We start from the raw sequence: 14,578 nt of genomic DNA, 5'->3' as shown, positions 1-14,578 counted from the left end.
CATCGAGATCATTCCGGGGCCGCGCCTGCGCGCGCCCCGGAGCGATGATCAACCGTGGATCGCGTGCCAGACGCGGTCGGGCGTCGCCGGCATTTCCAGCTTGTTGTTGCCGATCGCATCCGTGATCGCATTGATCACGGCGGCGGATGCGCCGATCGCGCCGGCCTCGCCGCAGCCCTTCACGCCGAGCGGATTGCCCGGGCACAGGGTCGTGGTGTGGCTCAGCTTGAACGACGGCACGTCGTCGGCGCGCGGCATCGCGTAGTCCATGAAGGACGCGGTGACCGGCTGGCCGTTGCTGTCGTAGATCGCGTGCTCGAGCAGTGCCTGGCCGATGCCCTGGACCAGACCGCCATGAACCTGGCCCTCGACGATCATCGGGTTGATCAGCCGGCCGAAATCGTCCGCCGCGACGAAGTTGACGAACGACGTCTTGCCGGTGGCCTCATCGACCTCCAGCTCGCAGATATAGGTGCCGGCCGGGAAGGTGAAGTTGGTCGGATCGTAGAAAGCAGTCTCCTTCAATCCGGGCTCCATGCCGTCCGGCAGGTTGTGCGCGGTGTAGGCGGCGAGCGCGACCATCGGCAGCGCGATCGACTTGTCGGTGCCGGTCACCTTGAACTCGCCGTTCTCGATGACGATGTCGCCTTCCGACGCTTCGAGTGCGTGGGCTGCGATCTTCTTCGCCTTGGCCTCGACCTTCTCCATCGCCTTCAGGATCGCCGTGAGACCGACGGCGGCCGAGCGCGAGCCGTAGGTGCCCATGCCGAACTGCACCTTGTCGGTGTCGCCATGGACGATCGAGACCTGGCTGATCGGCACGCCCAGGCGTTCGGCGATCAGCTGGCAGAAGGTGGTCTCGTGGCCCTGGCCGTGGCTGTGCGATCCCGTGAGGACCTCGATGGTGCCGACCGGGTTGACGCGGATCTCCGCGGACTCCCACAGGCCGACGCCGGCGCCGAGGCTGCCGACCGCCTTCGACGGCGCGATGCCGCAGGCTTCGATGTAGCAGGACAGGCCGAGGCCGCGCAGCTTGCCCTGCGCCTTCGCCGCCGCCTTGCGGGCCGGGAAACCGGCATAGTCGATCGCCTTCATCGCCGCGTCGAGCGAGGCGTTGAAGTCACCGGTGTCGTAGGCCATGATCACCGGGGTCTGGTGCGGGAACTGGGTGATGAAGTTCTTCCGCCGGAGATCGGCCGAATCGACCTTCAACTGGCGCGCCGCCGTCTCGATCAGCCGCTCCAACAGATAGCTCGCCTCCGGGCGTCCGGCGCCACGATAGGCGTCGACCGGCGTGGTGTTGGTGTAGACGCCCATCACCTCGGCATAGATCGCCGGAATGTTGTACTGGCCCGACAGCAGGGTCGCGTACAGATAGGTCGGCACCGACGACGAGAACAGCGACATGTAGGCGCCGAAATTGGCGTGGGTCTTGACCCGCAGGCCAAGGATCTTGTTGTCGGCATCGAACGCCATCTCGGCCTTGGAGATGTGGTCGCGGCCGTGCGCGTCGGTCAGGAACGCCTCGGTGCGGTCGCCGGTCCATTTCACCGGACGGCCGACCTTCTTGGAGGCCCACAGCGCCACCATCTCCTCCGGGTAGATGAAGATCTTGGAGCCGAAGCCGCCGCCGACGTCGGGCGCGATGACGCGGAGCTTGTGTTCTGGTGCGATGTTGTAGAACGCCGACAGCACCAGGCGAGCGACGTGCGGGTTCTGCGACGTCGTATAGAGCGTGAAATGCTCCTCGGCCGCATCGTACTCGGCGATCGCCGCGCGCGGCTCCATCGCGTTCGGTGCCAGCCGGTTGTTGGTCAATTCCAGGGTGACGACGTTGGCGGCCTTGGCGAAGGCGGCGTTGACCGCGGCCTCGTCGCCGATCGACCAGTCGTAGACGACGTTGCCGGGGGCTTCCGGGTGAAGCTGCGGCGCGCCGGGCTTCAGCGCGGAGGGCATGTCGGCGACGGCCTGCAGCTCCTCGTACTCCACCACGACTGCCTCGGCGGCGTCACGTGCGAGGTTCTTGCTTTCGGCGATCACCACGGCCACGGCCTGGCCGACGAAGCGCACGGTCTCCGGCGCCATCGCCGGCCATGCGCCCATCTTCATCGGCGAGCCGTCCTTGGAGGTGATGGCCCAGCCGCAGATCAGGTTGCCGACCTTGTCGTCGACGATCTGGCGGCCGGTGAGCACCGCGACCACGCCAGGCATCGCCTCGGCGGCCGAGGAGTCGATGCTCTTGACCTTGGCGTGCGCGTGCGGGCTGCGGATGAAATGGGCAAAGGTCATGCCCAACAGCTTGACGTCGTCGACGTAACGGCCCTTGCCGGTGATGAAACGCTTGTCCTCCTTGCGGACGACGCTGGCGCCAATGCCTTCCATACCCATGCGAATCTCTCCCCTACCGGAGTTCTGTTGTCCCGCCGCGGCCATCGCGCGCAGCGGTCGTGGTCTCGGTATTGCGGTAAACGGCGGCTCTCGCCGGCCTCATTCGGCAGCTTGCGCGACCTTCATCCGTCCGGCAGCGTCGAGCACGGCCTTGACGATGTTGTGATAGCCGGTGCAGCGGCAGATGTTGCCTTCCAGCTCCTCACGCACCGTGCTCTCGTCGAGCTCGCCTCCGTGGCGGTGCACAATATCGATGGCCGACATGATCATCCCCGGCGTGCAATAGCCGCATTGCAGGCCGTGATTGTCGCGGAAGGCCGCCTGCATCGGGTGCAGCTCGTCGCCCTTGGCGATGCCTTCGATGGTGGTGACGTTGGCGCCGGCGGCCTGGCCGGCCAGCACGGTGCAGGATTTCACGGCACGGCCGTCGATATGGACGACGCAGGCGCCGCATTGGCTGGTGTCACAGCCGACATGGGTGCCGGTGAGGTTCAGATGATCCCGCAGGAGGTGAACGAGCAGGGTGCGATCCTCGGCCTCGACCGAGACCGCCTTGCCGTTCACCGTCAGTTTGACTGTCGACACGAGTAACCTCCCGATGAATTATTCTTATTCTGATTAGAAACAGCGCCCTCAGGACTTTGCAACTCGAATTTTCGTCTCCGATGTCATTGCGACGTCTTGCGCGCGGCATCGGCGATCCGGTCGCATGTGGCGCGCCACGCGAGGCCGGCACCGGCGCAGGTGAAGCGCAGGCCGCAGGCCGATGCCGTCCATTTACCGCCCCTTAGCCATTGTGACGTAGTTTTGATCACGCTCTGGTGCGTTGCCGCCGGGCGGTTTGGTTTCTGGCCAATATAAAGAATGGCGTGTCGGGGGTGGGAATGTCTGCGCAGCTTGCGCCGCAGTCGCGGCGTGCCAATTTTCTGACCCTGCGTTTTCGCGGCAAGATCGTCCTTGGCTTCGCCGTTGTGCTGGCGATCTCTGCTGCCAGCATCGGCTTCTCCTATCTGGGATTCGAGCGGGTCGCCGCAGCGGTGGCAGCCTATCGCGGCAGCGTTGCCGAAGCCGACACCACCCGCACCATCGATCGCGAGCTGGTCTCGTACCAGGCGCTCGCCCGCTATTATGCTCTGACCGGTAAAGCCGACGACGAGGCGGCGGCCACCGCTGCCCAGCAGGCACTCCAGGCCGCGATCGACAAATCCATGGCGGCGACCGGCGCCGAGCGGCGGGCGCAGGTCGGCAAGCTGCAGGCGCAGTTTCAGGCCTTCGCCAAGACATTCTCGAGCATCGTTGCTCTGACCCGCGAGAACGCGAAGCTGGCGACCGACCAGATCGGCCTCATCGGCAACAAGATCCGCTTCAAGTTCGATGATCTGGCAGACACCGCCGCGCTGGCCGGCCTGCCGTCGGTGCAGACCACGGCCAAGGACCTCACCGGCCAGTATCTGACCGTGTCCGCGCTGGTCGGGACCTACATCGCCAAGCCCGATGCCAAGACGGCCGACGGCGCCATCGCGCGCACGCGCTTCCTGGAAACCTCGCTGGTGACGATCTATGCCAATGACGAGAAGATCACCCAGCGCGTCGCCGAGCTCGGCGACCTGATCAAGCAGTACCGCGCCGCCTTCATCAAACTGTCGGAGAACATGAAGGCGCTCGGCAAGCTCGAACAGGAGATGAGCGTCGTCGGCACCGAGATCATCGCGCTGTCGAACGGGCTGAAATCCGAGGTCGCCTCCGACCAGCAGCGCATCGAGGCCGCCACCAACGCCACCATCGCGGACATCGAGCGGCTGATCGCAATGCTGGCGATCGGCGGGCTGACGCTCGGCGCCGTGCTGGCGCTGATGCTCGGCAACGGCATCTCCAAGCCGATGATCACGATGTGCAAGGCGATGCGCGAGCTCGCCTCGGGCAATTTCGACGTCCGTCTGCCCGGCCTCGGGCGCGCCGATGAGATCGGCGAGATGGCGGCCGCCGTCGAGGAGTTCAAGGTCCAGGCGGTGGCCAAGGCCGAGCGCGATGCCGCGACGCAGGACGCCCAGAACAGGGCTGCGGGCGCCGCGCGCCGGGCCGAGCTCATCCGCTTCGCCGACGAGTTCGAGACCGCCGTCGGCTCGATCGTGTCCAACGTCTCGACCTCGGCCGAGCACCTCGAGCAGGCGGCCTCGACCCTGACGCGCACCGCGGAGACCACGCAGTCGCTGGCGAGCCGCGTCAGCGGCACCTCCGACCAGGCCACGGGCCGCATCCACTCGGTGGCGAGCGCGACCGACGAGCTGTCGGCCTCGGTCAACGAGATCGGCCGCCAGGTCCGCGAGTCCAGCCGCATCGCGGAGTCCGCCGTGGCCCAGGCCGAGGAGACCGACGGGCGCATCGGCAAGCTGTCGCGTGCGGCGCAGGAGATCGGCGACGTCGTCAAGCTGATCACCGCGATCGCCGAGCAGACCAACCTGCTGGCCCTGAACGCGACCATCGAGGCGGCCCGCGCCGGCGATGCCGGCCGCGGGTTTGCGGTGGTGGCTTCCGAGGTCAAGTCGCTGGCCGAGCAGACCGCCAAGGCGACCGACGACATCTCCAACCACATCTCCGGCATGCAGGCGGCGACCCAGGAGTCGGTGACGGCGATCAAGCAGATCGGCGGCACGATCCGCCAGATCTCGACCATCGCCGCGTCGATCGCCACCGCGGTCGAGCAGCAGGGCGGCGCGACCCAGGAGATCGCCAGGAACGTGCAGAGCGTCGCGGCAGGCACGCAGGCCGCCGCCACCGACATCACGCAGGTCAATCGCGGCGCGACCCAGACCGGCGAAGCCTCGGAGGAGGTGCTGCGCTCGGCCCAGTCGCTCTCCTCGGAGAGCGCGCGGCTGCGCGCGGAGCTCAACCGCTTCATGGCCAACATCCGCGCGGCGTGAGTTTTGCGGCGACAGGCTGGTCTTCACGCCGCTCGCAAGTGCGTTGGCGAGCCCGCGGCCAAACCCTCCGCTGTCATCCCGGCGAACGCCGGTATCTATACGCCGCGGCAGATGTGTGGCGGGCGGTATTGATCGCGTGCCCCAATCTTGCATCACGCGGTATGGATGCCGGGTCGCGCTCGCTTCGCTCGCTTGCCCGGGACGACAGCTGAAATGAGGCGCGCCTGGGCCTCACCCAGGAAACGCTGCGGCCCCAGGCGGGTCGAGCGCCGAACCCCGCCCCACTCCGGGAACCCTGCGCGCGACGAGACGTTGAGTCGCAGCGGCAGGCATTCGCTGCCGCATTTGCTTCATCCTCTCGGTCGAGCATGCGGTGCGACCCGCGCCGTCGCATTGGGATTCCATGGCACCCCGACAGGCATCCTTTCCCAACCTCCGCGTCGTCACGTCAGCGCCGCAATCCGGCGCTCCGCCGGGCGACATGGCAGGCCGGGATCGCGTCATCGAAACCAACATCCCCGCCCGGCTCGACGATCTCCGCTGGAGCGCCTTTCACACCCGCGTCGTGCTGGCGCTCGGCATCACCTGGGTGCTCGACGGGCTCGAGGTGACGCTGGCAGGCGCCTTGTCGGGCGCGCTCAAGCAGAGCCCGGCGCTGCATTTCTCCAACCTCGACATCGGGCTTGCCAACAGCGCCTATCTCGCCGGCGCCGTGCTCGGCGCGCTCGGCTTCGGCTGGCTGACCGACCGCATCGGCCGCCGAAAGCTGTTCTTCGTCACGCTTGCGCTCTATCTGTCCGCGACGGCCGCCACCGCCTTGTCCTGGAACATCGCGACCTACGCGCTGTTTCGCTTCCTGACCGGCGCCGGCATCGGCGGCGAGTACACCGCGATCAACTCGACGATCCAGGAGCTGGTGCCGGCGCGCTATCGCGGCTGGACCGATCTCATGATCAACGGCAGCTTCTGGCTGGGTGCCGCGCTCGGCGCGGTCGGCGCCATCGTGCTGCTCGATCCCGACGTCACCGGCCCGGATGTCGGCTGGCGGCTGGCCTACGGCATCGGCGCCTGTCTCGGCCTCGTCGTGCTGGTCATGCGGATGTGGATTCCGGAAAGTCCGCGTTGGCTGATGATTCACGGCCATCCCGAAGAGGCGCATCGGATCGTCGCGGAGATCGAACGCGACGTCACCGGCCACGATCGCGAGGCGCGCGCCAAGGAATTGCCGAGGATGCGGCTGCGGATGCGCAGCCACACGCCGTTACGAGAGGTCGCGCATACGCTGTTCTCAGTTTATCGCCAGCGCTCCCTGGTCGGGCTCACCTTGATGATCGCCCAGGCGTTCTTCTACAACGCGATCTTCTTCACCTTCGCGCTGGTGCTGACCGACTTCTACGGCATCAAGTCCGACCATGTCGGCTGGTACATCCTGCCCTTCGCGGCCGGCAACGTGCTCGGGCCGCTGCTGCTCGGCCGCCTGTTCGATACGCTCGGGCGCCGCGCCATGATCACCTTCACCTATGGCGTCTCCGGCGTGCTGCTTGCGCTCACCGGCTATCTGTTCTCGATCGGTGTGCTGAGCGCCGCGACGCAGACTGCGGCCTGGATGGTGATCTTCTTCTTCGCGTCACCGGCGGCGAGCGCCGCCTATCTCACCGTGTCGGAGAATTTTCCGCTGGAAGTGCGCGCGCTCGCGATCGCGCTGTTCTACGCCATCGGCACCGGGATCGGCGGCGTCGCGGGACCCGCGCTGTTCGGCGCGCTGCTCGACAGCGGGGCGCGCGGCGCGGTGTTCGGCGGCTATCTGTTCGGTGCCGCGCTGATGCTGGTGGCGGCGCTCGTCGCTTGGCGCTATGCCATCGCGGCCGAGCGCAAATCGCTCGAACAGGTGGCGCGTCCGCTCGCTGTCATGGAGTAGTTGATGATGTCCGAAAACTCCGATCTGATCGCTTCTCCTGCGTCGGAGCCCGCCGAGATCGTTCCGGCGCCCACCAGTCTCGTGCCGCATCTTCGCGAGGTGGCGATCCTGCTCGATATCGACGGCACCCTGCTCGATCTCGCGCCGACGCCGCGCGAGGTGTGGGTGCCGCCGGGCCTGGCCGAGACCCTGAACGCATTGCTGCAACGAACCTCCGGCGCGCTGGCGCTGGTCTCGGGCCGCTCTCTCAACGACATCGATCTCATCTTCGCGCCGGAGGTCTATCCCGCCGTCGGCGGCCATGGCGCGGAGATGCGGCTCGGCGGCGGCGGCGAGGCGGACGCCATCAAGGCGCCGCCGCTGGACAAGGAGCTGAAGCGCAGGCTCGCTGCGATCGCCAGGCTCAGCCCCGGCATTCTGCTCGAGGACAAGGGCTACTCGCTGGCGCTGCATTATCGCCTCGCGCCGCAGGCTGAGAAGGCGATCTACGAAGAAGTGTCGCGCATCCGCGCCGAGTTGCCGGGGGCGCCGATCGAGGTGCTGCCCGGCAAGTGTGTGTGCGAGATCAAGCATGCCGGCTTCACCAAGGCGAGCGGCGTGCGCGAGCTGATGCGGAACGCACCGTTCAAGGGGCGCAAGCCGTTCTTCATCGGCGACGACGTCACGGATGAGACGGTGTTCGCGATCATGCCGGATTTCGCCGGCCTCTCGTTCTCCGTCGGGCGCCGTGCGCTCGGCGTCGACGGACATTTCGACGCACCGGACGACGTGCGCGCATTCCTGGCGCGCCTCGCGGGCGGTGGAACTAATTCATCGACTTAGCGATCCGTGCAGAGGTTCCGCATCGCTACGTTGTTAGTTCCATTCGCCATGCGGTCGCATGTTGAATGCGCCGCTGTTGATTAGAACAGTTCTGACTTGATTTGACGCTGTGATTACACCGCGCGAATGCCCGAATTTGGTTTCAATTGGTTGAAAGGGTGGCCCGGAACCATATTGATGAACAGCTGTTAACCGACATGACCAACAGGAGGGAGCTGTGAACCTCGTCGTGGTTTCGAATCGGGTGGCCCGTGGCAAAGCCAATGAGCCAATGACCGGCGGACTTGCGGCAGCATTGCTGCCCGTTGTGGAGAAATCGGGGGCAGTATGGGTGGGTTCCTCGGGTCGTGTGCGCGACGGCGCGCAGACGGAACCGATCGCGGAGATCGAGCAGATCGGTGAAGGCGCGCTCGCGCTGCTGGATCTGCCGGCTGCGCATTATGCCGGCTACTACGAAGGCTTCGCCAATTCGGCGCTATGGCCGGCGCTGCATTCACGCAGCGATCTGATCAGCGTCTCGCATGATGACTATCGCTCCTATCGCGAGGTCAACGCCTTCGTGGCGCGCGCGCTGCTCCGGTTCCAGAAGCCGGACACCTTGTTCTGGATCCAGGACTATCACTTCCTGTCGCTCGGCGCGGAGTTGCGCACGCTGGGCGTGAAGAGCCCGATCGGTTTCTTCCTGCATACGCCGTGGCCCGCGCGCAGCGTCATCGACAGCGTGCCGAATCACCGCGATCTCGTCACCGCGATGCTCGCCTATGATCTGATCGGCTTCCAGACCGAGGATGATCGCGAGAATTTCACCGCCTGCATCCGCGCCGATCTCGGCTTGCAGGTGCGTGACGGCGTGGTCAGGTCGCTGCACGGCCGCACACGTCTGGCCGTGTTCCCGATCGGCATCGACGCCGACAAGTTTGCGCAGCAGGCGGCAAAGGCGGTGGCGCATCCGGATGTGTCGCGGCTGCGCCGCAGCCTGAATGGCGAGAAGCTCGCCATCGGCGTCGACCGGCTCGATTACTCCAAGGGTCTGGTCAACCGCATCAACGCCTTCGACCGGATGTGGACGATGCACCCGAGCCTGCTGCGCGCCGCGTCGCTGCTGCAGATCGCAACGCCGTCGCGCGAATCGATCGAGGCCTATGGCAATCTGCAGAGCGAGGTCGCGCGCCTCGTCAGCGAGGTCAATGGCCGCCATGGCGAGGTCGACTGGACGCCGATCCGCTACCTCAACAAGGGCTATGGTCAGGGCGTGCTGGCCGGCCTCTATCGCAGCGCCCAGGTCGGCGTCGTCACGCCGCTGCAAGACGGCATGAATCTCGTGGCGAAGGAGTATGTCGCGGCGCAGAGCCCGGTCGATCCCGGCGTATTGGTGCTGTCGAAATTCGCCGGCGCCGCCAACGAGCTCGATGCGGCGCTGATCGTCAATCCGCATGACATCGACGGCATGGCGCGGACGATCGCGATGGCGCTGTCGATGCCGCTCAACGAGCGCCGCATGCGCTATGAGATCATGATGACGAAGCTGCGCCGCCATTCGATCCAGCAATGGTTTGCCGACTTCGTCGAGGCGCTGCAGGACGGTGACGCTGCCGAGGTCGAGATCGAACCCCTGCCTGCCACTCCGGCAGGTTTTCTGGCCGGCCGCATGCTGTCGCCTGGCGCGCGCTATCACTGAACCGGACTTGCTCCTCGTCGCTCCGTCCGGCGAGGCTCAATGGCAGTAGGAGACGCCGTCGAGCACGGCGCAGCGCAGCTTGTTCGGCGAGCTCGGATTGTCCATCGGCACCATCCCGTTGCTCTGTCCGACGAACACGCCGGGTCCCACCACCACCGATGCCTTGTTGCCGACGATGACGGACGGGTGCGGCTTCAGGCTCGACTTCGTCCCGTCCGGCCACAGGATCGCATCGCCCTGCCAGATCCCCTTGCGGCCGTCGTCGCAGGTCACGTCGACGCCCTGCTTGGTGCATTGATCGGCGCGGGCCGGGCTGGCGGCGAGACTGAGCACCGCCGTCAGCAGGATGGCGAGACGGGCAGGGGAGGATGACGGCATCGCGAATCCCTCAGTCGGCAGCCGGACCGACGGGCTGCAAAACAGTGGTCGTGCCGCCCGGCCGGCCGGTTCATGATGGGCCGGCCGGGCGGCACGGCCTCCCGATCGAGCCCGCGACCAGGGCGGATTGATGATTTTTATCAGCGATTTGGGGGAAATTTAGCCCATGAGCCCCCGCCCGGCTTGCAAAACGCCGCCGACCCCGCCAAGAGAGGGCCGCTGGAGAGATGGCCGAGTGGCTTAAGGCGCACGCTTGGAAAGCGTGTGTGCGGGAAACCGTACCGTGGGTTCGAATCCCACTCTCTCCGCCAGCCGGCCATCCCAGCCATTCCGTTCAGTTGCGAGAAGATGAAATCGCTGCGGGCTGTCAGCCCTCCGGCTTCTTCCGCGCGAGCGTGCGCGGGGGCACGCCGTATCGACGGCGGAAGAGGCGGCTAAAATGCGAGGGGTCGTTGAAGCCCCAGCGCAGGGCGATGTCGGTGATGCTCTCGGTTCGGCGCGCGGCTTCGAGGTCGCGGCGGCAGCGGTCGAGGCGGCGCTGGCGGATGCATTCCGAGGGCGTGGTGCCGTGCTCGGCGAACAACAATTGTACGGAGCGGACGGATAGTCCGAAGTGGGCGGCGATCTCGGCGCTGTCGAGATCGGGGTCGTGCAGTTGTGCGTCGATGTAGCTCATGATGCGCGCGAACTGTGCGGATGTGCGTCGCGGTGCAGCGTCGCGGCGCATCAGGCGGGCCGCCTTGGCGACGATCTCGAGCCCGGCATCGACAGCGGCATGGACCTCGCTGTCGTCCATCTCGGCCAGTGTGCCGGCGAAGCCCTCGAAGTAACCGGACACGGCGGCGCCGAAGCCGTGTCGGCCGGGCAGATGCAGGCGGCCGCGTCCGATCAGGTCGGGGTGAAAATTCCGGATCACCGCTTCAGGGCAGGCGATCATCATCTTGCGCAGCGGACTGAGCGTGGCGAAGGCGAGCGTCTCGCGCGTGTTCCAGACGATCACGTCGCCGGGTTCGAACAGCACCGTGCCGGTGGAGTCCTCGCCGCGCTCCCGGCCTTCGATCACAGTCATCACGACCACCAGACCGGCATCGGAGGCGCGGCGCGTCCCGGCGCAGCCCTGCGCGACCTGCGCTTCGATCACGAGAGCATCGCCTAGCCGCCTCAACTGCTGACGGTGTGATTTGGCCGCGTGAATGCTCCAGCCGAGCAGTGGGTCGAGGGAGGTCGTGGGCGCGGCAAACCCTTGCACGTTCGGCATCTGCAACGCTCTCCCTTGGTCGCCCGAGACCCTCGCTTGCGGCGGCTGCGTCCGCCCACGTTTCGCTGTCGTCCGGGTTCGCCTTCGCTGCCGTCCGGGACGTCGGTGCCGCGCTTGGCCTAGAGCCTAGGCTGAGACCGCCGTGCAGACAAGGCGGAGAGGCGAGAGCACAGGGAGGTTGCAATGGTCGGTTCGGATCTGCGGGCTGGGTTCGAGAAGGTGGCCTTCAAGGCCGACGATGGTACGGTGCTGCGCGGCTGGCACGTGCCGCCGCAGGGGGACGCGCCGACGGCGCCCATCGTCGTGCTTCATCACGGCTTCAGCGCGCTCAAGGACAGCTATCTCGACAAATATGCGGCCGCGTTCAGCGCAGCCGGTCTCGGCGCGCTGGTCTATGATCCCCGCAATTTCGGCGAGAGCGAAGGACGCGTCCGGCAGGAGATCGACCCGATGCAGCAGCTGGCCGACTACCGCGATGCCATCACCTTCGCAATGACCCTGCCGCGCGTCGATCCCACCAGGATCGGCGCCTGGGGCTCCAGCTATGGCGGCGGCGTCGCCATCCAGGCGGCGGCGATCGATCAGCGCATCCGCTGCGTGGCAGTGCAGGTCTCGTTCCTCAGCGGCGGCGCGATCTGGAGCCACATTCCGGCGGAGACAAAGGCGCAGCTGTCGCAGCTGTTCGTCGGCGAGCGATTGGCCCGTGCCGCGGGCGAGCCGCCGATGACCATGCAGGTGGTGGCGCAGGATCCGGCGACGACGCCGTGCATCCTCGGGACGTCGGACGCCTACGACTGGTGCATGGAGGCGGCGAAGATCTCGCCGCTGTGGCGCAACGAGGTTACCGTGCGCAGCCTGGAGCTCACCTTCAGCTTCGAGCCGGCCGCCTTTTTGCATCGCATCGCGCCGCGGCCGCTGATGTGGATCGCGGCCGAGGGCGACATGCTGATGCCGATCGAGGCGTCCCGGGAGGCGTTCGCACGCGCCGGCGAGCCAAAGCAGTTTGTCAGTCTGCCTTGCGGGCATTTCGCGCCCTATGTCCAGCACTTCGAACAATCATCCTCGGCTGCGCGTGACTGGTTCCTATCACACCTCCTGTAGGCGCGCGAAGCTCGAGCTCCGGAGGTAGGGTAGGGCGATCGCAGATGAGGCAACAAGCTGTGGCGAGCGCTCGTTTCGCGGCCATCCTCCGCGACGGCCGCCTACGGCGGCCTCGCATGGTTTTTTTCGGCCAAAATCTAACCCCTCCATCGTGAGGAGCACCGCTCCGCGGCACGTTAGGCGATGCTCTTGCATCGACTTGAGACCCATGGGGGCTGACGATCGGCTGCTCCCGTGCGGCGCTGCTCCTGCTCCGGGGCCGGCGGCCCGTGCGTGCAGTTGCCGGCACCTGGCACGAGCACCCCGCCGGTGGCGGGGCGGCAATTCCCAAACAGCGGGGCTGATTCGGCGCGAATGCTCTAAAATCATGGTTGCAACGCGCGTCGCGCGTCACCTCCGTGCAGTGCCCCCGCCCGAAATGCCCCCCGTCATCGCCGACCCCTCCCTCCTGCGCGTCCTGATCGTCCTGGCCATCACCCAGCTCATCGCCTGGGGCACGCTCAGCCTGCCGGCGGTGATCGGCCGGGCCATGGCGGCGGATCTGGAGATGGATCTGACGGCCATCTTCGCCAGCACCTCGGTGCTGTACATGTCGATGGGGCTGTGCTCGCCGCTGCTGGCGCGGCCGTTCGTCAAGCATGGCGGGCGGCGGGTGATGATCGCGGGCACCCTGCTGGCCGCGCCGGGCTATGCGCTGCTGTCGGCCGCGCAGGGCGCGCTCTCTTACTATGCCGCATGGCTGCTGCTCGGCGTGGCCGGCAGCGCCACGCTCTCGACCGCCTCCTACATCGTGCTCAACGAGATCGCCGGCCTGCGCGCGCGCAGCGCCATCGGCGCGCTGATGCTGGTCACGGGGCTGTCGAGCAGCATCTTCTGGCCGGTCACCTCGGCCCTCTCGGCGCATATCGGCTGGCGCAGCACCTGTCTCGTCTACGCCGGCCTGCTGCTGCTGGTCTCGCTGCCGCTGTTCGTGTTTCTGCTGCCGCGGCGCGTCCATGATCATCTGCCGCCGTCATCATCGGATGCGGCGGCGTCCGTCCCCGCAGCGACGCCGTCGCGCGGCACGTTCTATCTGCTGGTCGGCGCCTCCGGCCTCAACGCCTTCGTCGCGTTCGGGATGGGGGCCGTGCTGATCGAGCTCCTGAAGGCCGAAGGCCTGTCGGCTGCCGAGGCGGTCGGCTTCGGCTCGATGCTGGGGGTGATCCAGATCAGCGCCCGCGCCATCGATTTTCTCGGCGGCGGCCGCTGGGACGGCATCACCACCGCGATCGTCGCCGGCCTGGCGCTGCCGGTGGCGATGCTGCTGCTGATGCTGAGCGACGGCTCGCATGCCGCGATCGGCGCCTTCATCCTGATCTACGGCCTCGGCAGCGGCGCGCTCGCCGTGGCGCGGGCCACCATGCCGCTGGTGTTCTACGACAAGGCGGCCTTCGCCAAGGCGTCCGCCCAGATCGGACTGCCGCTCAACCTGTTGTCGGCGGTGTCGGCGCCCATCCTCGTCGAGCTCTTGACCCGCTACGGCAGCAACGCGCCGCTGGCGCTGAGCCTGGCATGCTCGTGCGCGGCCGTGGTCACCCTGTTGCTGCTGCGGCAGCGCCGGCCGGCGCGCGCGGCGGTCTCGTCCTGAGACGTCCGACCGAGTCGCCCGTCGGGGCGGACCTGCGCCCGCCGGAAGCGCCGGGACATGCCGCATTCGCCCTGCGCCGAAACACGAAGTTCATTCGCCGTCTCAACGACATCGCCGCAGCCGCGCCCGCCTGCGCAAATTTTGTTCTTTCGTTTTATCGGAATTCGTGCTTCTCTATCGCTGTCCCGCCTCATCGACGAGGGGCGCTGCGCATCGTCAGGAGCGTTGGGGTGGGATGTGATGGACGGGCAGGCGCCGACTGACGAGCAGCGCCGGCACGGACGGTCAAGTCGCATGGTCCTGGCATCCCGATGCTGATGCCTGCGTGGCGTGCCCTTTGGCGCGTTGTCGCAAACGGGGGCAAGAACGCCGGTCCCCGGGGAGAGTGCGAAGCAGCCGTAACACCATTGCGCAGGGAAGGCCGGGCAGACCCGGCTGAACCTGTGGTTCCTGCCCCGTGCATTCCTTTCCGCACGGGGGCCGCAGG

The 14,578-nt window shown here is 66.9% G+C and carries 10 protein-coding genes and 1 tRNA gene; 7 read left to right on the top strand and 4 right to left on the bottom strand.

All coding sequences use genetic code 11. The features are described 5' to 3' along the window. Positions 1–48: 48 nt before the first annotated feature. Entirely contained in the window at positions 49–2,388 is a 2,340-nt protein-coding gene (locus QX126_RS13145; RefSeq protein WP_315740751.1) for a xanthine dehydrogenase family protein molybdopterin-binding subunit, read from the bottom strand. 99 nt (positions 2,389–2,487) lie between these two features. Continuing rightward, positions 2,488–2,973: a (2Fe-2S)-binding protein gene (locus QX126_RS13140; RefSeq protein ID WP_315717018.1), complete on the bottom strand. Its 486-nt coding sequence runs from the start codon at positions 2,971–2,973 to the stop codon at positions 2,488–2,490. Between the two features lie 299 nt (positions 2,974–3,272). Here QX126_RS13140 and QX126_RS13135 point away from each other — a divergent pair, with 299 nt between their 5' ends. From QX126_RS13135 to QX126_RS13120, 4 genes are all read left to right on the top strand, one after another. After that, complete coding sequence (locus tag QX126_RS13135) at positions 3,273–5,309, top strand: HAMP domain-containing methyl-accepting chemotaxis protein (protein ID WP_315781427.1); 2,037 nt, start codon at positions 3,273–3,275, stop codon at positions 5,307–5,309. Between the two features lie 403 nt (positions 5,310–5,712). After that, a complete protein-coding gene (locus QX126_RS13130) occupies positions 5,713–7,227 on the top strand; it encodes an MFS transporter (RefSeq protein ID WP_315773902.1) in 1,515 nt (504 codons plus the stop codon). Between the two features lie 3 nt (positions 7,228–7,230). Beyond that, positions 7,231–8,049, top strand: coding sequence for a trehalose-phosphatase (otsB, locus tag QX126_RS13125; protein WP_315740748.1), 819 nt, complete (start codon positions 7,231–7,233; stop codon positions 8,047–8,049). Between the two features lie 217 nt (positions 8,050–8,266). Then, entirely contained in the window at positions 8,267–9,727 is a 1,461-nt protein-coding gene (locus QX126_RS13120; RefSeq protein ID WP_315757256.1) for a trehalose-6-phosphate synthase, read from the top strand. A gap of 36 nt (positions 9,728–9,763) precedes the next feature. Here the strand turns inward: QX126_RS13120 and QX126_RS13115 are convergent, their stop codons facing one another. Further along, a complete protein-coding gene (locus QX126_RS13115; protein ID WP_315781424.1) occupies positions 9,764–10,105 on the bottom strand; it encodes a hypothetical protein in 342 nt (113 codons plus the stop codon). 221 nt (positions 10,106–10,326) lie between these two features. Between QX126_RS13115 and QX126_RS13110 the strand changes: the two genes are divergently transcribed. Beyond that, positions 10,327–10,416 (top strand) — tRNA-Ser (locus QX126_RS13110). 56 nt (positions 10,417–10,472) lie between these two features. Here the strand turns inward: QX126_RS13110 and QX126_RS13105 are convergent. Next, positions 10,473–11,246, bottom strand: coding sequence for a helix-turn-helix domain-containing protein (locus QX126_RS13105; RefSeq protein ID WP_315781421.1), 774 nt, complete (start codon positions 11,244–11,246; stop codon positions 10,473–10,475). 300 nt (positions 11,247–11,546) lie between these two features. On the opposite strand from QX126_RS13105, the gene QX126_RS13100 reads away from it, so the two are divergent. Continuing rightward, entirely contained in the window at positions 11,547–12,464 is a 918-nt protein-coding gene (locus QX126_RS13100) for an alpha/beta hydrolase (protein WP_315781418.1), read from the top strand. A 418-nt stretch (positions 12,465–12,882) separates the two neighbouring features. Further along, positions 12,883–14,091, top strand: a complete 1,209-nt coding sequence (locus QX126_RS13095) for an MFS transporter (protein ID WP_315781415.1) — start codon at positions 12,883–12,885, stop codon at positions 14,089–14,091. The last annotated feature ends 487 nt before the right edge of the window (positions 14,092–14,578 follow it).

The sequence above is a fragment of the Bradyrhizobium sp. SZCCHNPS1003 genome (assembly GCF_032381555.1).
In the GTDB taxonomy this organism is placed as follows: domain Bacteria; phylum Pseudomonadota; class Alphaproteobacteria; order Rhizobiales; family Xanthobacteraceae; genus Bradyrhizobium.
Note: the sequence above shows the minus strand (reverse complement) of the source record. Positions and strands in the feature narration are given on the sequence as shown.

Coding starts and splice junctions, on each gene's coding strand:
- QX126_RS13135 (WP_315781427.1), top strand. CDS start 3,273: ATGTCTGCGCAGCTTGCGCCGCAGTCGCGGCGTGCCAATTTTCTGACC.
- QX126_RS13130 (WP_315773902.1), top strand. CDS start 5,713: ATGGCACCCCGACAGGCATCCTTTCCCAACCTCCGCGTCGTCACGTCA.
- QX126_RS13115 (WP_315781424.1), bottom strand. CDS start 10,105: ATGCCGTCATCCTCCCCTGCCCGTCTCGCCATCCTGCTGACGGCGGTG.
- QX126_RS13095 (WP_315781415.1), top strand. CDS start 12,883: ATGCCCCCCGTCATCGCCGACCCCTCCCTCCTGCGCGTCCTGATCGTC.
- otsB (WP_315740748.1), top strand. CDS start 7,231: ATGATGTCCGAAAACTCCGATCTGATCGCTTCTCCTGCGTCGGAGCCC.
- QX126_RS13145 (WP_315740751.1), bottom strand. CDS start 2,388: ATGGGTATGGAAGGCATTGGCGCCAGCGTCGTCCGCAAGGAGGACAAG.
- QX126_RS13100 (WP_315781418.1), top strand. CDS start 11,547: ATGGTCGGTTCGGATCTGCGGGCTGGGTTCGAGAAGGTGGCCTTCAAG.